This is a genomic window from Streptomyces sp. NPDC048481, assembly GCF_043200075.1.
Lineage (GTDB): Bacteria > Actinomycetota > Actinomycetes > Streptomycetales > Streptomycetaceae > Streptomyces.
In genome coordinates this window covers 273180-290260 of the sequence record NZ_JBICXC010000008.1, presented here as the reverse complement: position 1 = coordinate 290260, position 17081 = coordinate 273180, and the positions used below count along the sequence as shown (strand labels likewise).

At 74.9% G+C, this 17081-nt stretch carries 16 protein-coding genes; 11 read left to right on the top strand and 5 right to left on the bottom strand.

What is annotated here, in order from left to right:
• Positions 1 to 61 precede the first annotated feature (61 nt).
• The 4 genes from ACGFSH_RS24595 (at position 62) to ACGFSH_RS24580 (ending at position 3884) form a co-directional block, all read left to right on the top strand.
• Positions 62 to 967: a slipin family protein gene (locus ACGFSH_RS24595; protein ID WP_393352153.1), complete on the top strand. Its 906-nt coding sequence runs from the start codon at positions 62 to 64 to the stop codon at positions 965 to 967.
• Between the two features lie 198 nt (positions 968 to 1165).
• Positions 1166 to 2533, top strand: a complete 1368-nt coding sequence (locus tag ACGFSH_RS24590) for a PhoX family protein (protein ID WP_393352151.1) — start codon at positions 1166 to 1168, stop codon at positions 2531 to 2533.
• A gap of 156 nt (positions 2534 to 2689) precedes the next feature.
• A complete protein-coding gene (locus ACGFSH_RS24585; protein ID WP_393352149.1) occupies positions 2690 to 3589 on the top strand; it encodes a polysaccharide deacetylase family protein in 900 nt (299 codons plus the stop codon).
• Positions 3590 to 3683: 94 nt separating this feature from the next.
• The gene (locus ACGFSH_RS24580; RefSeq protein ID WP_393352147.1) at positions 3684 to 3884 is read left to right on the top strand and encodes a hypothetical protein; all 201 of its coding nucleotides are present in this window, start codon (positions 3684 to 3686) and stop codon (positions 3882 to 3884) included.
• Positions 3885 to 3974: 90 nt separating this feature from the next.
• Here the strand turns inward: ACGFSH_RS24580 and ACGFSH_RS24575 are convergent, their stop codons facing one another.
• Entirely contained in the window at positions 3975 to 4646 is a 672-nt protein-coding gene (locus tag ACGFSH_RS24575) for an ABC transporter (RefSeq protein WP_393352145.1), read from the bottom strand.
• On the bottom strand, positions 4643 to 5515 hold the full coding sequence (locus ACGFSH_RS24570; RefSeq protein ID WP_393352143.1) for an ATP-binding cassette domain-containing protein: 873 nt from the start codon (positions 5513 to 5515) through the stop codon (positions 4643 to 4645). Before ACGFSH_RS24570 ends, ACGFSH_RS24575 begins: the two co-directional genes overlap by 4 nt.
• Before the next feature lie 122 nt (positions 5516 to 5637).
• On the opposite strand from ACGFSH_RS24570, the gene ACGFSH_RS24565 reads away from it, so the two are divergent.
• From ACGFSH_RS24565 to ACGFSH_RS24550, 4 genes are all read left to right on the top strand, one after another.
• Positions 5638 to 6339 (top strand): aminoacyl-tRNA hydrolase, encoded by a 702-nt coding sequence (locus tag ACGFSH_RS24565; protein ID WP_393352140.1) that lies wholly within the window; start codon positions 5638 to 5640, stop codon positions 6337 to 6339.
• Positions 6340 to 6463: 124 nt separating this feature from the next.
• Positions 6464 to 7870: a DUF692 domain-containing protein gene (locus tag ACGFSH_RS24560; RefSeq protein ID WP_393352137.1), complete on the top strand. Its 1407-nt coding sequence runs from the start codon at positions 6464 to 6466 to the stop codon at positions 7868 to 7870.
• A gap of 336 nt (positions 7871 to 8206) precedes the next feature.
• Entirely contained in the window at positions 8207 to 8992 is a 786-nt protein-coding gene (locus ACGFSH_RS24555) for a DUF4142 domain-containing protein (protein WP_393352135.1), read from the top strand.
• 155 nt (positions 8993 to 9147) lie between these two features.
• Positions 9148 to 10815, top strand: coding sequence for an alpha/beta hydrolase (locus ACGFSH_RS24550; protein WP_393352133.1), 1668 nt, complete (start codon positions 9148 to 9150; stop codon positions 10813 to 10815).
• Positions 10816 to 10872: 57 nt separating this feature from the next.
• Here the strand turns inward: ACGFSH_RS24550 and hemQ are convergent, their stop codons facing one another.
• Both hemQ and hemG read right to left on the bottom strand, forming a co-directional pair.
• Entirely contained in the window at positions 10873 to 11604 is a 732-nt protein-coding gene (gene hemQ / locus ACGFSH_RS24545) for a hydrogen peroxide-dependent heme synthase (protein ID WP_393352131.1), read from the bottom strand.
• Between the two features lie 5 nt (positions 11605 to 11609).
• Complete coding sequence (hemG, locus tag ACGFSH_RS24540; protein WP_393352129.1) at positions 11610 to 13067, bottom strand: protoporphyrinogen oxidase; 1458 nt, start codon at positions 13065 to 13067, stop codon at positions 11610 to 11612.
• Positions 13068 to 13269: 202 nt separating this feature from the next.
• Here hemG and ACGFSH_RS24535 point away from each other — a divergent pair, with 202 nt between their 5' ends.
• Together ACGFSH_RS24535 and ACGFSH_RS24530 are read left to right on the top strand one after the other, a co-directional pair.
• The gene (locus ACGFSH_RS24535) at positions 13270 to 14337 is read left to right on the top strand and encodes a DUF4349 domain-containing protein (protein ID WP_393352126.1); all 1068 of its coding nucleotides are present in this window, start codon (positions 13270 to 13272) and stop codon (positions 14335 to 14337) included.
• A 27-nt stretch (positions 14338 to 14364) separates the two neighbouring features.
• The gene (locus ACGFSH_RS24530) at positions 14365 to 15753 is read left to right on the top strand and encodes an FAD-dependent oxidoreductase (protein WP_393352124.1); all 1389 of its coding nucleotides are present in this window, start codon (positions 14365 to 14367) and stop codon (positions 15751 to 15753) included.
• A 110-nt stretch (positions 15754 to 15863) separates the two neighbouring features.
• Here the strand turns inward: ACGFSH_RS24530 and ACGFSH_RS24525 are convergent, their stop codons facing one another.
• Complete coding sequence (locus ACGFSH_RS24525) at positions 15864 to 16133, bottom strand: hypothetical protein (protein WP_393352122.1); 270 nt, start codon at positions 16131 to 16133, stop codon at positions 15864 to 15866.
• Between the two features lie 126 nt (positions 16134 to 16259).
• Here ACGFSH_RS24525 and ACGFSH_RS24520 point away from each other — a divergent pair, with 126 nt between their 5' ends.
• Positions 16260 to 17072 (top strand): rhomboid family intramembrane serine protease, encoded by an 813-nt coding sequence (locus tag ACGFSH_RS24520; protein ID WP_393352120.1) that lies wholly within the window; start codon positions 16260 to 16262, stop codon positions 17070 to 17072.
• The last annotated feature ends 9 nt before the right edge of the window (positions 17073 to 17081 follow it).

The following is a 17081-nucleotide window of genomic DNA, read 5'->3' as shown; positions in this document are numbered from 1 at the left end:
GGGCATATCGTTGGCAGGAGCGGACAGCGCCGCTGTCACGAGCCTCTGCGAGGAGGTCGTCATGCTCCAGGAATTGCTGGGCGCGGCCGCGGCGGTCGCCGCGGGGGGCGCGGTGTATCTCGCCGCCGCGGCACGGGTCGTCAAGCAGTACGAACGCGGAGTGGTCCTGCGCCTCGGCCGGCTGCACGGCGACGTCCGCCCGCCGGGGCTCACCCTCGTCGTCCCGGCCGTGGACCGGCTGCGCAAGGTCAACCTCCAGATCGTGACCATGCCCATCCCCGGCCAGGAGGGCATCACGCGCGACAACGTGACCGTGCGGGTCGACGCCGTCGTGTACTTCCGGGTGGTGGACGCCGCCGCCGCGATCATCAACGTCGAGGACTACCGTTTCGCCGTCTCGCAGATGGCCCAGACGTCCCTGCGCTCGATCATCGGCAAGAGCGAGCTGGACGACCTGCTGTCGAACCGGGAGAAGCTCAACGAGGGTCTGGAGCTGATGATCGACAGCCCGGCCGTCGGCTGGGGCGTGCAGATCGACCGCGTCGAGATCAAGGACGTGTCGCTGCCCGACACCATGAAGCGCTCGATGGCCCGCCAGGCCGAGGCGGACCGGGAGCGCCGGGCCCGGATCATCAACGCGGACGCCGAGCTCCAGGCCTCGAAGAAGCTGGCCGAGGCGGCCAAGGAGATGTCCGAGCAGCCGGCGGCCCTTCAGTTGCGGCTGCTCCAGACGGTGGTTGCGGTCGCCGCCGAGAAGAACTCCACACTCGTCCTGCCGTTCCCGGTGGAACTGCTGCGGTTCCTGGAGAAGGCCCAGCAACAGGGGCCGCCGGCGCCCCAGGACCCGCCGGTCCAGCCGTCCTCACCGCCTCAGCAGGCCCAGCCGGATCAGCGGATCCAGCCGCATCAGCAGGTCCGGCCGCTCCAGCCCGATCAGCAGGTTCGTCCGCTCCGGCCCGACCAGTAGGCCCGGCGGGCCCGTCAGGACCGGCAGTCGGTGCGGCCGTCCGTGCGGCCGTCCGCGCCGCTGCCGCCCGAGGACGCGCGGCCCCCGCGCGTGGGTGACGGCGCGTGACACGTGCCCGGGGCGTGGTTCCCGGGGCGCGGTGCGAGTGATAGACACAGCGGGATCACAGTTCCTGTCCGCCAGCAGGAAGGTTTTCCCATGTCCGCGACACGACGTCAGATCCTTGCCGGCAGCGGTGCCCTGGGGGTGGGGATCGCGTTCACCGGCGCGCTCAGCGACCTCTTCGCGGGAACGGCGTCCGCGCAGGGTCTCGGGCACACCGGCTACGGCCCCCTCGTGCCCGACCCGAACGGCCTGCTCGACCTCCCGAAGGGGTTCCGTTACCGGGTGCTGTCTCGCGAGGGCGACCCCCTGCGGTCCGGCGAGGGCCCGGTGCCCTCGAACCACGACGGCATGACGGCGCTGCCGGCCCGCGGCGGCCGGGTGCACCTGGTGCGCAACCACGAGAACCGCCCCGCCGCCGCGCACCCCGTCCCCACGGTCGAGGGCCTGACCTACGACCCGCAGGGCAAGGGCGGCTGTACGGCCCTGACGCTGGACTCCCGGAACAGAGTGCTCTCCGAGCGGGTCGCCGTCGCCGGCACGGCCGTCAACTGCGCGGGCGGCCCCACCCCTTGGCACACCTGGCTGACCTGCGAGGAGACCGAGGACAAGGCGGGCACGAACGGGTACACGAAGGACCACGGCTTCATCTTCGAGGTCGACCCGTCCGACCCGCGCCGCACCGGGGCCGTCCCGCTCACCGCGATGGGCCGCTTCCAGCACGAGGCGATCGCCGTCGATCCGCACCGGGGCGTCGTCTACGAGACCGAGGACGCGTTCCTCAAGCCGTTCGGCCTGTTCTACCGCTTCCTCCCGCAGAAGCCGCTGGGCGGGGTGGGCTCCCTCCGCGCGGGCGGCCGGCTCCAGGCGATGCGCGTCCCCGGCGTGGCGGACCTGTCCTCCGTCCGGACCGCCGGCGCCGTCTTCGACGGCATCGAGTGGGTCGACGTGCCGGACCCGCTCGCCGTGCAGACGCCGGTCCGGCTCCAGGACTTCGGCCCCAAGGGGATCACCCACGCCCAGAAGCTGGAGGGCTGCTACTGGGGCGGGCAGTGCGTGTACTTCGTCTCCTCGTTCGCGCGCGGTGCGGACGGATCGGCGGCGGACCACTTCGGTCAGATCTGGCGCTACGACCCGCAGCGCCGCCGTCTCACCCTCGTCGTCCTCTTCGGCCCGGACACCGACGTGCAGCTCCCCGGGGAGTCCCCCGACAACATCTGCCTCGCCCCGAGCGGCGGTCTGATGGTCTGCGAGGACGGCAACGGCGCCCAGCACGTCTTCGGCGTGACCAGGACGGGCGAGGTGTACGCGATGGCCCGCGGCCGACAGAACATCGGAACGCCCGAGGCCCCCGAGTGGGGCGAGTTCGCGGGCGTCACCTTCTCTCCCGACGGCGGCACGATGTTCGTCAACTGCTACACCCCCGGCACGACGTTCGCGGTGACGGGACCCTGGCGGCGATAGCGGCGACAGCGCCGGGCCGCGGCGACAGCCGCGGCCCCAGCGGGGCGGCGCACGGCCGGGCGGCTTGGGCGGCGTGGGCGGCCGGTCGGGTGAGGCCGGCCGGGGTCCGCTCGGGTGGCTGCGCGGATGTGAGCGCATTCCTCATATCTTCATACGATGATCACTCCCGTATGCCGTCGCCTGGCCGCGCTCTGCGCGCTCGGCGCCGCCCTCGGCGCCCTCGCCGCCTGCGGAACCGCGCCGCACCCCCGGGCATCCGGGGCGACCGCCCCGCCTCCCGCGTCCGCCTCCCCGAGCCGCCCGTCCACGCCCCGCCCCCAGGCCCCCGCCGCCCCTTCCCGCCCTCCGACGCTCGCCCCCGGACCGGCCGGCCTCACCCCCGTCTTCCGCAACGCTCCCCATGCCGCGGGCAGGACCGTCGCCCTCACCTTCGACGCCGACATGACCGCCGACCAGGGCGGCCGGGCGGCCGCGGGCGAACACTTCGACAACCCGGCCCTGATCGCGGCGCTGCGGACGCTGAAGACGCCTGCCACCGTGTTCATGACGGGCCGCTGGGCGGAGGAGTACCCGGACCAGGCCCGCTCCATCGGCCGCGACCCGCTGTTCGAGGTCGCCAACCACTCCTACAGCCACTACGCCTTCACCGGCGACTGCTACGGCCTGCCGACCGTCCCCGAGGACCGGATGCGCGCGGACGTGGAGCGGGCGTACACCGCGCTGCGCAAGTCGGGCGTGCCGGACGCGATGCCGTACTTCCGCTTCCCCGGCGGCTGCTACGACCGGCGGGCACTGCGCGCGTTGAGCGGCACGGGCGTGACCGCCGTGCAGTGGGACGTGGTGAGCGGGGACGCCTTCGCGACCGACGCCGACGCCGTGGCGCGCCAGGTGCTGGAGGGCGTGAAGCCCGGCTCGGTCGTCGTCATGCACTGCACGCGCAGCGCCGCCCCGACGACCGAGCAGGTGGTGCGCAAGGTCGTGCCGGAACTGCGCCGGCGGGGATACCGGTTCGTCAAGGTGTCGGAGCTGATCGGGACGGCGGGCGCCCGGCGCTGAGGCGCGCGGCTCGTCCCCGTCATGGGCGACGGCCACTCAGCGGCGGCCTCTTCACGGCGGCCCGTCCGCAGCGGCCCTTTCGTACGCTGGAGGCATGAGCGACGACACCGACCAGGACCGGGACCGGGACTACTGCCTGATCGACGCGACGACCCCGCCGACGGCGGACGGGCCGCCGTACGCGGAGTGCGTGCTGTGCCGCGAGCCCACCGAATACCCGGAGTCGTACAAGGGGATCACGATGTGCCCGGTCTGCGAGTGGCAGGAGGCCCAGCGGACCGCCTGCTCCGGGTGAGCGGCCGCGTGCGGCCGCCCTCCGTCGCCCGCCGCGCGGCGGCCCTCGAGACGCCTCCAGCCCCCTCCGTCGCGGGACTCCCGCTCCCGGTCAAGGTGACCGGCGGGACGTGAGCGCGCAGGCCGCGGCGACGGCGGCGGCGCTCAGCACGAGGGCCGCGGCCAGGGGCAGGACGGGCGTGTGGACCGTCGCCGTGTGGGAGCCGCCGACCAGGCCGCTCACGGCCGCGTGCGCGGGGGAACCGCTCGCCACGAGCGCCAGCAGGGCCGCCAGCAGCAGCGCGGGCACCGCACGGCCGGTCGAGCGCAGCACGGGCCAGGCGGTGAGCGCGCCGACGGCCGCGCCGAGCAGGGCGCAGGTCAGCACGGCGAGCAGGCCCGCGCCCGCCGCTTCGAGGACGGGAACGCGCTTTTGGTGGTCGCTGCCGACGGGGTCGCTGATCAGGGTGACGACCGCTGTCGCGCCCGTGCCGAGGACCGCGGCCGACGCCAGCGCGACCAGCACGCCGGCCAGGTGGGCCCGGCCCGGACCGGCCGCCGCGGCGACCACGGCCCGGGCGGCCGGCGGTTCGCCGGCGACGCAGATCCGCACCAGCCAGGCGGTCACGGGGAGCAGGGACGCGGCGGCATAGCCGAGCGAGTCCAGCAGCGGCTGGCCGCCCTGTACGCCGACGCCGAGGAACACGGCGTACAGCAGGAACGGGGGCAGCCAGCGCTGCGACCGCACCAGCAGGGCGGCCCGGTAGCGCAGGAGGGCGGTCATCGACGGCTCCCGTCCCGGCGGACGCTCGCCACGTGCCAGGGCGGGCGGGCCGTCAGCAGAGCGCGCAGCACGACGTCGGAGTGGGAGGCCGGGACGGTGATCCGGTGCGTCCACCGGTCCGTCCGGTCCGCCGGGTCCCTCTCCTCGGTGCGGACGGCCGGTCGGAGCGCCTCGGCGGGGAGCGGGCCGGCCTCGCCCTGCACCTCGATGACCGTGTACGGGCCGTCGGGCGCCGCGGCAGGCTCGTCGGGACGGCTCCGCAGGCCGCCGTCGCACACGGTGTGGACGGCGTCCGCGGCGCCGGCGAGGCGGCGCGGGTCGTGGTCGACGAAGACGACGGCCCCGCCGGCGGCCGTGCGCTCGGCGACCGCTCGTTCCAGTTCGGCCCGCGCCCGCGTGTCCAGTCCGGTCCAGGCCTCGTCCAGCACCAGCAGCGCGGGCTCGGCGAGGAGAGCCTGCGCGACGGCGACCTTCTGGCTGCTCCCTTTCGAGAGGCGGTTCATGGGCGTGCGGGCGTGGGCGGACGCGCCGAAGCGGTCCAGCCACTCGTGCGCGACGCGCTCGGCCGATGCCCGCGGCAGACCGTGCACGGCGCCGAGGTGGGTCAGGTAGCCCAGGGCCGTGAAGGGGAGGGCCGAGGGGAAGCGTTCGGGGACGTAGGCGGTGCGCGGGCGGCCCGTGACCCTGCCCTCCGTCGGGGCGTCGATCCCGGCGAGGAGGCGCAGGAGCGTGGACTTGCCGCTGCCGTTGGGGCCCTCGACCCGCGTGAGGCTGCCGGGGGCCAGCGCCATGGACACGTCGCGCAGCACCCAGGGGCCGCGCAGGCCGTAGCGGCGGCCCACGCCGTGGAGACGGAGAGTGCGTTCCATGCGGCACATCCTCGCGCAGGAGTGCCACGTTCCGGTTCCGGTGGAAGGGCGGCGAGGGGAGGCGGCCGCGGCGGGGGCGGCCGGCCCGCTGCGGAGAACTCCGGGTCAAGTAGCCTGCGGCTGTGAGCGAGAGCCCCTTTCAGACCGAGCCGAACCCCCGTGACGAGGCCCCGCAGTTCGTGCTGCCGCTGGTGGTGCGGGTGGAGAAGTCCGCGCCCCCGGCCCGGACCGACGCCCTGGAGACCGCCGCACGGGCCGTCCTCGTGATGCTCGCCGACGAGCGGTCCGCCGGGGACGGCGAATGGGCGCAGGTGATGCGCGACTGGCAGGACGCCCGCATCCGCAAGGTCGTGCGGCGGGCGCGGGGCGCCGAGTGGCGGCGGGCCGGCGAGCTGCCGGGCATCACGGTCACCGGGAAGGCGGCGGAGGTGCGGGTGTTCCCGCCCGTCCCGCTGGACGGATGGCCGAAGGAACTGGCGAAGCTCCAGGTGTCCGGCACCGATCTCGACGACCCGGAGCCTCCCGCGGACGTCGAGCCGGGCACAGTCGTGCTGTGGCTGAGCCCGGACGTCGCGATGTCGGCGGGCAAGGCGATGGCGCAGACCGGGCACGGCGCGCAACTCGCCTGGTGGGAGCTGACGGACGACGAGCGGGCCGCCTGGCGCGAGGCGGGGTTCCCGCTCGCCGTGCGGAACGCCGGCCGGGAGCGGTGGCGGGAGCTGACGGCCGGCGGACTGCCCCTGGTGCGCGACGCGGGCTTCACCGAGATCGCCCCGGGCAGCTGCACGGTCGTCGCGGACCATCCCGCCCTCCGCTCCCGCTGACCCCCGCGCCCGTCCCCCGCCCGAACCTCAAATGTTGCTCTGAAGGGCCGTCCCGGGCGGTTCGGCGGACGGCGGCGGGGCCATACCCCCGTCACCACGCGGGGGAACGAAGGAGGCGGGGACCATGATGCGACTGGGGACGGGGATCGGCTGGCGGCCGGAGATCGCGGACGCCGTGGAACGGATGCCGGGCATCGACTGGGTCGAGGCCGTCGCCGAGAACGTGTGTCCCGGGCATCTGCCCGACTCCCTGCTGCGGCTGCGCGAGCGCGGGGTCACCGTCGTCCCGCACGGCGTCTCGCTCGGGCTCGGCGACGCGGATCGCCCCGACCCGGGCCGGCTGACCGCTCTCGCCGAGCGGGCCGAGGCGCTGGGCTCGCCGCTGGTCACCGAGCACATCGCCTTCGTCCGCGCGGGCGGCCCCCTCACGGCGTCCCCGCGGCTGGAGGCCGGACACCTGCTGCCCGTGCCGCGCACACGGGACGCCCTCGACGTGCTGTGCGAGAACGTGCGCATCGCGCAGGACGCGTTGCCCGTGCCGCTCGCCGTCGAGAACATCGCCGCCCTCGTGGCGTGGCCGGACGAGGAGATGACCGAGGGCCAGTTCCTGTACGAGCTGGCCGACCGGACGGGCGTACGGCTGCTCATCGACGTCGCCAACCTGCACACCAACCACGTCAACCGGAGCGAGGACCCCGCCAGGGCGCTCGCCGAGCTGCCGCTGGAGGCCATCGCCTACGTCCATGTGGCGGGCGGCTTCGAGCGGGACGGCGTCTGGCACGACAGCCACGCCCATCCGGTGCCCCGGCCGGTCCTCGACATCCTGACCGACCTCGCGTCCCGTGTGCGGCCGCCGGGAGTGCTGCTGGAGCGGGACGACAACTTCCCCGAACCGGCCGACCTCGAGAGGGAGTTGGCCGCCATCAGGGAGGCCGTCGAGGCCGGGGCGGCCCGGGGTCCGGGCACACGGGCCGCGTCGCGCCCGGCGGCGCACGGCGTGAGGCGCGAACCGCCCGCCCGCACCGCCGTCCTCGCCATCGCCGCCGCCGCGCGTCCCGCTGCGCCCGCCGCCACCGCCGCTCCCGCCGAGCGCGTCGACCCGGGACCCGAGCCCGCGCCCGCCGCGGAGGGAGCCCGGCTGCGCCTCGGGCTCGCCCAGGCTGCGCTGCTCTCCGCCCTGGTCGCCGGAACACCGGTCCCCGAGGGATTCGACCGGGTGCGGCTCGGGGTGCAGGCGCGGGCACTGGCGGCGAAGCGGGCGGACGTCGTGGCGAAGGTCGCGCCGGAGCTGCCGCTGATCCTCGGGAGCGGCTACCGCGCCGCCTTCCTCGCGTACGCCCAGCGGCGGCCGATGCGCGGCGGCTACCGGCAGGACGCCCTCGACTTCGCCGAGGAGACGCTGCTGAGCGGCCGTTCGCCACTGGGCCGGCCCCGGCGTGAGCTGCGCCGCTGGTGGCTGGACCGCTCGGGCCCCGCACCCCGGCGGACGTCCCGGCTGCGCCGGGCGGGACGCACACTGATCCGGCACTGATACGGCAGGCACGGAACCGGCGCTCCTCCGGGGCCCGTCCTGGGCCCGTCCGGCACCGGTCCGCAGGCGATCCGGGGCCGACGACCGCCGGACGGCCACCGCGTCCGGAATGTGCCGGGATTAACACCGCCCGCGCGGCCACGGCGGACGGTCACCGTCGCAGCCGTTTACTGACGTTTCATTCCGATTCGCCCCACACCTCACCTCTCCACTTCCGCCCGATATGCGGATGATGCAACGCTTCGCCCGGGTACGGCAGTTGACGGGACCGGCGAGTAATATGCCAGTCCCGCAACCGAAGCGCACTAGTGTGCAGTGCCGCGAGCAGGAGGCACCATGCGCCCGCGACCCCCGATCCAGGGCAGAGGCATCTTCAGCGGCACCGGGCTCATCATCACCGGCCTGGCGGCGACCCTCGCCGCGCTGATCTTCCCGGTCTGGTCGTACTCCGGCCGGCCGGCCGACACCGGCGCGAACGTGGTGAAGGCCGAGGCGGTGGCGACCCAGTACGGGCCGCTGTCCGCGCTGGACCAGGAGTTCGTCACCAAGGTGCGGCTGGCCGGGCTGTGGGAGCTGCCCGCCGGGCGGCAGGCGCAGACGAAGGGCACGACGGAGGCGGTGCGGACCGCCGGCGCGCACCTCGTCGAGGGACACGCCTTCCTGGACCAGCGGGTGCGCACCGTGGCCGCGCAGCTCGGGCTCACGCTGCCCGACGAGCCCAGCGAGCAGCAGCGCGGCTGGCTGGCGGAGCTGGACGCGGCGCGGGGCGAGGAGTACGACCGCGCGTTCGCCAACATCCTGCGCGTCGCGCACGGCCGGGTCTTCTCACTCGTCGCCCAGGTGAGGGCCGGCACCCGCAACACGCTGGTGCGCGCCCTCGCCGACGACGCCAACACCACCGTGCTGGACCACATCAAGGTCCTCGAAGCCACCGGATACGTCGACTTCGACGCAGTCGCCCAGGACCTGGCCACCGACAGCACGCCACCGGCCGCCGGCTCCCCCGGAGCGTCCACCGCGTCGACCGGCCCAGGCCCCGGCCCGGTCGTACCGCTCACGAAGTCCCCCTCCCCCGCCTACTCGCTCCCGCCGGCCACCGCGAGCCCGCCGCCCGGCTCCTGAACCTCGCGCCCTGGATCCGCGGGCGGCGGGGCGCGCCTCATCGCCGGGGGGCGCACAGGGGGCATTGCGGCCGACACCCGCCGGTGGTGCTTGCCTTCCCCCTGGGACGAACCAACCATCCCTTGTGTCGCCGCCGTGCACCGAAGGGACACCCGATGCGAGCCGCCGCCCTCCATTCGGCCGCAGGAGCCCTGCTCCTGACCGCCCTCGCCGCCGTCCCGGCGAGCGGGCTCCCCCACGCCGACGCCCCCGGCGTCCCGATCGCCCCGGCGGGCCTCGTCGCCGCGGGCAGGACGCTCGCCCCGGGCGGGACGCTCACCGCGGGCAGGGCGCTCGCCCCCGGCGTGGCGCTCGCCGCGGCACGGGCCGCCGCCGAGGGCGTCGCCTTCGGGAAGTGCTCCGACGCGCAGGACCTGCCCGGAGCCATGCAGTGCGGCACGGTCACCGTCCCGCTCGACTACGCCCACCCCGACGGCCGGCAGATCAAGCTGAGCGTCAGCCGCGCGCCCGCCACCGGCCGGGACCCGCACAACAGCAAGCGGCGGGTGCCCCGGCAGGGAGCGCTGGTCTACAACCCCGGCGGACCCGGCGGCTCGGGCCGGTACTTCCCGCTGATCGGACTGCTGCCGGAGTGGAAGCGCATCGCGGCCGCGTACGACCTGGTCGGCTACGACCCGCGCGGCGTCGGCCGGTCGGCGCCCGTGTCCTGCCAGGACCCCAAGCGCTTCTTCAAGGGCCCCTCCCCCGCCCCGGACCACCCCTCGCCGTCGTACAAGAAGGAGCGCATCGCCCAGGCGAAGGCGTACGCGCGGGGCTGCGCGACACGGACGGGCAGCGCCCTGCGGCACTACAACTCGCTGAACAACGCGCGGGACCTGGACGTGCTGCGGGCGGCGCTCGGCGAGGAGCGGCTGACGTTCATGGGGGCGTCGTACGGCACCTACTTCGGGGCGCTCTACGCGACGCTGTTCCCCTCCCACGTGCGGCGCATGGTGTTCGACGCGGCCGTGGACCCGGACCCCGCGCAGATCTGGTACCGCAACAACCTCGGCCAGTCGGCGGCGTTCGAGAGCCGCTGGACGGACCTGCGGGAGTGGATCGCCGCGCACGACGACGTGTACGGCCTCGGCGGCACGGCGGACGAAGTGCTGAACAGCTACGAGCGGGCCCGCGCCCGGCTGGCCGAGAAGCCGGCCGGCGGCACGGTGGGCCCCGCCCAGCTCCAGGGCGCGTTCCTCCAGGCCGCGTACTACGACGACTACTGGCCCGGCCGGGCGCAGGCCCTGTCGGAGTACCTGAAGGGCGATCCGAAGCAGTTGATCGCGCAGGCGTCTCCGGCACGATCGGCGGCCGCCGAGGCGGAGAACGCCAACGCCGTGTACACGGCCGTCGAGTGCAACGACGCGCCCTGGCCGACGGACTGGAGGGTGTGGGACCGCGACAACACGCGCCTCGCGCGGGTCGCCCCCTTCGAGACGTGGGACAACGTGTGGGCCAACCTGCCGTGCGCCTACTGGCCGGCGCCCCGGCAGCGGCCGCTCGACGTGCGGACCGGGCCGGGCGAGCTGCCGCCGACGCTGATCCTGGCCGCCGAGCGGGACGCGGCCGCGCCCTACGCGGGCGCCCTGGAGATGCACCGGCGGCTGTCCGGTTCGGTGCTGGTGACGGAGCGGGACGCGGGCACCCACGGCATCGCGGGCGGGCCCAACCGGTGCGTCAACGCGCATCTCGACGCGTATCTGCTGGAGGGCCGGCTGCCGGCTCGGCGCGCCGCCTGCGCGGGCCGCGCCGAGCCGAAACCGAAGCCGGGCGCCGGGCACTGACGCCGGGGCACCGGGGGTCCGGGCGCAGGGAAGGCGCGCGGGCCGCCCGGCCGGGCGTCAGGCCAGCTCGGCGACCAGGTCGGCCACGGACTTGCGGCGGCCGGTGTAGAACGGCACCTCCTCGCGGACGTGCCTGCGGGCCTCGGAGGCGCGCAGGTGGCGCATGAGGTCGACGATGCGGTGCAGCTCGTCGGCCTCGAAGGCCAGGATCCACTCGTAGTCGCCCAGCGAGAACGAGGCGACGGTGTTGGCCCGGACGTCGGGGTAGCCGCGGGCCATCTTGCCGTGGTCGGCCAGCATGCGGCGGCGGTCCTCGTCGGGCAGCAGGTACCAGTCGTAGGAGCGGACGAACGGGTAGACGCTCACGTAGTCGCGGGGCGTCTCGTCGGCGAGGAACGCCGGGATGTGCGAGCGGTTGAACTCGGCGGGACGGTGCAGCGCCATGTTCGACCAGACCGGCTCCAGCGCGCGGCCCAGCCGGGTGCGGCGGAAGAGGTTGTACGCCTCCTGCAACTGGTCGCTGGTCTCCGCGTGCCACCAGATCATCAGGTCGGCGTCGGCGCGCAGCCCGGACAGGTCGTAGGTGCCGCGGATCGTCACGTCCTTGGCGGCGAGCTGGTCGAACAGCTCCTGGACCTCGTCGGCGTACCCCGCGCGGTCCTCGGGGAGCACGTCCTTCAGCCTGAAGACGGACCACAGGGTGTAGCGGATGACCTCGTTGAGGTCCTTGGCGAGCTTGCCCTTGTTCGGGATCCTGCCGGGCTCGGTGGTGGAGGCGTCGTCACTCATGGTTCTCATTCTCCCGCTCCGCCGTGCAGACTCTGCACCGGGTCGGCCGTGAGCCGCTCCGCCGCGCCCGTGTCGCCGGCCAGCCGGTCCACCGCGGCGTCGGCGCTCGCGACGCAGGCGGGAATGCCCACGCCGTCGTACGCGGCGCCGCACACCGCGATGCCGGGGAGCGTGGCCAGCCGCTCACGGATGCGGGCCACGCGCGCGTGGTGGCCGACGGGGTACTGGGGCAGGCCGTCCGTCCAGCGGGTGACGCGGGTCTCCAGGGGCGACGCGGTCAGGCCGGTGGCCTCGCGCAGGTCGTGCCGGGAGACGGCGACGAGGTCGGCGTCGTCCTTGTCGAGGATCCGCGTCTCGCCGTGGCGGCCCACGGAGGTGCGCAGCACGAGCGTGCCGGGGTCCTGGTCGGCGATCCAGCCCCACTTCTGGGAGGCGAAGGTGGACGCCTTGACGGTGTGCCCGTCGACGGGCGGGACGAGGAAGCCGCTGCCCTCGGGCAGGGCGGCGTCGGCGCGCCGGTAGGCGAGGGTGACCAGGGCCATGGAGGCGTACTCCACCGTGCGCAGCTCGGCGGCGGCGCCGGGGCATTCCGCGGCGAGCAGGGCGGCCGCGGCCGGGGCGGGGACGGCGACGACCACGGCGTCGGCCCGCAGCTCGCGTTCCCCCGCCGTGACGCGCCAGCCGCCCGCGGGGTCGCGGCGCAGCGCGGTGACCGGCACGCGCGTGTGGATCTCGCCGCCGTCCGCCTCGACGGACGCGGCGACCGCGAGCGGCAGGGATCCCACCCCGCCGCGAATGCCCGTGAAGACGGGACCGGCCTGCGGGGCGGCCGCCGCCGTGCGCTGGATCTCGCGCACGGCCTCGGTCAGCGAGGTGTGCGCGCGTGCGGCCCGGAAGAGCTGCGGGACGGCCGAGCGCATCGAGATGCGGTAGGCGTCGCCCGCGTAGACGCCGCCCAGCAGGGGCTCGACGAGGCGGTCGACGACCTCGCGCCCGACCCGGGCCGCCACGTACTCGCCGACCGCCACGTCGTCTCCGAGTTCGGTGGGCGGCAGGTCGGCGTCGCGCTCGACGCGCGCGAGGCCCTCGTCGGACAGGACGCCGAACAGGGCCGCCGCGGTGCCGGGGACGCCCATGACATGGCCCTTGGGCATGGGGCGCAGGACGCCGCGGGTCCAGATCGACGCCGAGGCGGTCGCGGGCGGTTCCAGACGGTCGGCGAGGCCCGCCTCGCGCGCGAGGGCGACCGCCTCCGGGCGGCGGGCCAGCATCGACTCGGCGCCGAGGTCCACCCGCACCCCGGCGATCTCGCCGGGCAGCAGCTTGCCGCCGACCCGGTCGGACGCCTCCAGCACGGTCACCCGCGCCCCGCGCCGCAGCAGCCGGTGGGCGGCGGCCAGCCCGGCGATCCCGGCTCCGACCACGACGACGTGCCGGCCGGCGACCCTACCCGTTGCGCTCATGTCCCCCACTCTCTCAGACCCCTCCGACACTCCCCGCGCCCCGGGGGATCCCGGCCGAGCGCCGCCCCGCGCGCCCCGGAAGTCCGCCGGTGTCCTGTCCGCGTCCCGACCGTGACCTGTTCGGAACCGGTGCGGTCCAACGTTCCGGCGTTCCCGGGCGTCGAAGGAACGTCAGTCGTCACACCCCCGGGGGGACACCCACATGCGCACACGACACCTCGCACACCCGGCCCGGCGTTCGGCCGGACACGGCGCGCCCGCGCGGCCCGCCCACGCCCTGGCCGTGGTCCTGCTGACCGCGGCGCTCGCGCTCACCGGCTGCGGCGGCTCGGGCGACCAGGACGCGGGCAGCTCGGCCGACCGGGCCGCCGCCGGAGAGCCCGCCCCCGCGGACGCCGGCGCCGCCCAGGACGCGAAGGAGGGCGCGGGCGCGAGCGGTTCCAAGGCGACCGCGGCGCCGAAGGCCCGGCCGGTGACCGACCGCATCATCCGCACCGCCGCACTCACCGTGCAGGTCAAGGACGTGCCCAAGGCACTGGACGAGGCGCGCGCGACCACCGAGAACGCGGGCGGCTACGTGGGCGACGAGACCACCGCGCGCGACGAGGACGGCGCCGAGCACACGCGCGTGGTGCTGCGGGTCCCGGTACAGAAGTACGACGACGTCCTGGTCGCCCTCCAGGGCGCGGGCAAGCTCCTGGAGCGCACGGCGAAGGCCCAGGACGTCACGGACCAGGTCGTCGACGTCGAGAGCCGCATCGCCTCGCAGCGGGCAAGCGTCGCACGGGTGCGCGAGCTGATGGACCGGGCGACGAAGCTGGGCGACGTCGTCACCCTGGAGGGCGAGCTGAGCAGGCGGGAGGCGGACCTGGAGGCGCTGCTCGCCCAGCAGGCCTCCCTGAAGGACCGCACGAGCCTGGCGACGATCACGCTGACGCTGTCCGAGAAGCCGGTGGTCCAGGCCGCCGCGGACGACGACCCGGGCTTCGTGGACGCGCTCGCGGGCGGCTGGGACGCCTTCGTGACGACGCTGCGCTGGATCGCCGTCGCGATCGGCGCGCTGCTGCCCTTCCTGGCGGCCGCCGCCCTGCTCCTGCTGGCCTGGCTGCGGCTGGTGCGTCCGCGGCGGCGGGCGGCGGCGGCCCGGGCGGCCGCGGCTGTGGCCGCAGGCCACACAGGCCGGCCCGCACACCCCGTGCACCCCACCCACCCCGTGCACCCCGCACAGCCAACGCAGCCGACGCAGCAGCGAGAGCCCGGGCAGGACTGAACTGGGAGCGCCCCGTAGCGTGTTCGCATGAGCATCGAGCGACTGGTCGTGATCGGCGGGGACGCCGCGGGCATGTCCGCGGCGTCCCAGGCCCGCCGACTGAAGGGGCCCGAGGAACTGGAGATCGTCGCGTTCGAGCGCGGCCACTTCACCTCCTACTCGGCGTGCGGCATCCCGTACTGGGTCGGCGGCGACGTGGACGCGCGCGACGACCTGATCGCCCGCACGCCGCAGGAGCACCGCGCGCGGGGCATCGATCTGCGGCTGCGCACGGAGGTCGTGGAGATCGACCTCGCCGGGCGGCGGGTCCGCGCGCGGGACGTGGACTCGGGGGCCGAGTCCTGGACGTCGTACGACAAGCTCGTCATCGCGACGGGCGCGCGGCCGATCCGGCCGGACATGCCGGGCGCGGACGCGGCGGGCGTCCACGGGGTCCAGACCCTGGACGACGGGCAGGCGCTGCTGGACTCGCTGGCCCGCGCGCGGGGCGAACGGGCCGTCGTCGTGGGGGCCGGTTACATCGGCGTGGAGATGGCCGAGGCGCTCATCAAGCGCGGCTACGAGGTGACGGTCGTCAATCGGGGCAGCGAGCCCATGTCGACCCTCGATCCGGACATGGGCCGGCTCGTGCACCGGGCCATGGAGGGCATGGGCATCACCATGGTCAACGACGCCGAGGTCACCGAGATCCGCACCGGCGAGGACGGCCGGGTGCGGTCGGTGCGGACCGCGGACGCCGAGTACCCGGCGGACGTGGTGGTGATGGGCATCGGCGTCCGGCCCGAGACCGGGCTCGCGCGGGCCGCCGGGCTGCCGGTGGGCGCGCACGGCGGGCTGCTCACCGACCTGGCCATGCGGGTGCGCGGGCCCCTCGCCGACGGGCGCGTGTGGGCGGGCGGCGACTGCGTCGAGGTCCTGGACCTGGTGTCCGGCCGGGAGCGGCACATCGCGCTGGGCACCCACGCCAACAAGCACGGCCAGGTCATCGGCGCGAACGTCGGCGGCGGGTACGCCACGTTCCCCGGCGTGGTGGGCACCGCCGTCAGCAAGGTGTGCGACCTGGAGATCGCCCGCACGGGCCTGCGGGAGAAGGACGCGCACCGGGCGGGCCTGCGGTTCGAGTCGGTCACCGTCGAGTCCACCAGCCGGGCCGGGTACTACCCGGGGGCCTCGCCCATGACGGTGAAGATGATCGCCGAGCGCCGGACGGGCCGGCTGCTGGGAGTGCAGATCGTCGGCCGGGAGGGCGCGGCCAAGCGCGTCGACGTCGCGGCCGTGGCGCTGACGGCCGGGATGACGGTGGAGCGGATGACGGCCCTGGACCTCGGGTACGCGCCTCCGTTCAGCCCGGTGTGGGACCCGGTGCTGGTGGCGGCCAGAAAGGCCACGGCGAAGGTGCACGGCGCCCCGCGCTAGGTGTACCGCCCCGGAGCGTTTTTGTTCGCGCGGGCCGGGGCGGCGGGGCGCGACCGGGTGCCGGACACCGGCGGCCGCGCCCCTGTCCCCCGGGGGCGCCTCGCGGGCGGCTACGCGGTCCCGGTCAGGCGCGGCAGCGCGGAGACCGGTGCGGCGGCGCTCTGTTCGGCGGGCTTGGCGTGCGCCGCGGCGGCGGGCCGCGTCCGCAGCCGGTTGCTGACGGCTTCGTCCAGGGTCACCGGACGCTGCATCTGTGACGCGAGCCGCCCGGCCTCCTGGCCGAGCCGCGCCACGTCCTCCCAGGGCAGCCTGATCACCAGGGAGAGCTCCGCCTCGCCGTCGGGGGTGGCGTGCATGGGGGGAGTAACTCGGTCGTTCATCGCCTGTTCCTCACGTCGTCCCCGCGACCCGCCTTCCTTCGTGCCGCGAGCGGTTGACGGTTCATACGCGGTGGCGGGCGCGCGCGTTCACCGGTTCGCCGAACGGATCGGGGGCACAACTTCCTTGTGGTCATCCCCGTGCATGACGTGAACCCCGTGCGCCGCACCCCGGTGGTGACGTACGCGCTGATCGGCGCGAACGTCCTCGTGTTCCTGTTCATGCCCGGCCTGTCCGGGTCCGTGGCGGGCGACAGCACCCTGGCCCAGGCCTGCCATCTGCACGCCTTTCTGGAGCACTACGCGGCCGTGCCACGCGAGTTGATGCATCATCAGCTCCCGCAGCTGGTGTCCACCGGGGAGGTGCGCGGCGCCGGCTGCCAACTGGCCCCGCCGGACTACGTCAAGACGCCCGCGCTGAGCGTGTTCACCGCGATGTTCCTGCACGGGGGCTGGCTGCACCTGCTGGGCAACATGCTGTTCCTGCTGATCTTCGGCAACAACATCGAGGACCGCATGGGGCATGTGCGCTTCGCGCTGTTCTACGTGGTCTGCGGCTACGCGGCCTCATACGGTTTCGCGGTGTTCAACGCCGAGTCCACCGACCCGCTGATCGGCGCGTCCGGCGCGATCGCCGGGGTGCTGGGGGCCTATCTGGTGCTGTATCCGAAGGCCAGGGTGTGGGTGCTGGTCCCGTTCCTGGTGTTCCTGCCGCTGCGGCTGCCGGCGTGGCTGGTGCTCGGTTTCTGGTTCGCGCTCCAGGCGGTGTACTCCTCCGGCGAGGGCGTGTCGGGCGCGGGCACCGTGGCGTACGCCGCGCACGTGGTCGGCTTCCTCGCGGGCATGCTGCTCGCCTGGCCGCTCAAGGCGGGCACGCCCCCGCCGCCGGAGCCGCGCGGCCTGCTGTTCGGCAGGCGGGCGCGCCCCCGTCAGACCTGGTGACGGCTGCGG

Coding starts and splice junctions, on each gene's coding strand:
- ACGFSH_RS24595 (WP_393352153.1), top strand. CDS start 62: ATGCTCCAGGAATTGCTGGGCGCGGCCGCGGCGGTCGCCGCGGGGGGC.
- ACGFSH_RS24590 (WP_393352151.1), top strand. CDS start 1,166: ATGTCCGCGACACGACGTCAGATCCTTGCCGGCAGCGGTGCCCTGGGG.
- ACGFSH_RS24585 (WP_393352149.1), top strand. CDS start 2,690: ATGATCACTCCCGTATGCCGTCGCCTGGCCGCGCTCTGCGCGCTCGGC.
- ACGFSH_RS24580 (WP_393352147.1), top strand. CDS start 3,684: ATGAGCGACGACACCGACCAGGACCGGGACCGGGACTACTGCCTGATC.
- ACGFSH_RS24575 (WP_393352145.1), bottom strand. CDS start 4,646: ATGACCGCCCTCCTGCGCTACCGGGCCGCCCTGCTGGTGCGGTCGCAG.
- ACGFSH_RS24570 (WP_393352143.1), bottom strand. CDS start 5,515: ATGGAACGCACTCTCCGTCTCCACGGCGTGGGCCGCCGCTACGGCCTG.
- ACGFSH_RS24560 (WP_393352137.1), top strand. CDS start 6,464: ATGATGCGACTGGGGACGGGGATCGGCTGGCGGCCGGAGATCGCGGAC.
- ACGFSH_RS24555 (WP_393352135.1), top strand. CDS start 8,207: ATGCGCCCGCGACCCCCGATCCAGGGCAGAGGCATCTTCAGCGGCACC.
- ACGFSH_RS24550 (WP_393352133.1), top strand. CDS start 9,148: ATGCGAGCCGCCGCCCTCCATTCGGCCGCAGGAGCCCTGCTCCTGACC.
- hemQ (WP_393352131.1), bottom strand. CDS start 11,604: ATGAGTGACGACGCCTCCACCACCGAGCCCGGCAGGATCCCGAACAAG.
- hemG (WP_393352129.1), bottom strand. CDS start 13,067: ATGAGCGCAACGGGTAGGGTCGCCGGCCGGCACGTCGTCGTGGTCGGA.
- ACGFSH_RS24535 (WP_393352126.1), top strand. CDS start 13,270: ATGCGCACACGACACCTCGCACACCCGGCCCGGCGTTCGGCCGGACAC.
- ACGFSH_RS24530 (WP_393352124.1), top strand. CDS start 14,365: ATGAGCATCGAGCGACTGGTCGTGATCGGCGGGGACGCCGCGGGCATG.
- ACGFSH_RS24525 (WP_393352122.1), bottom strand. CDS start 16,133: ATGAACGACCGAGTTACTCCCCCCATGCACGCCACCCCCGACGGCGAG.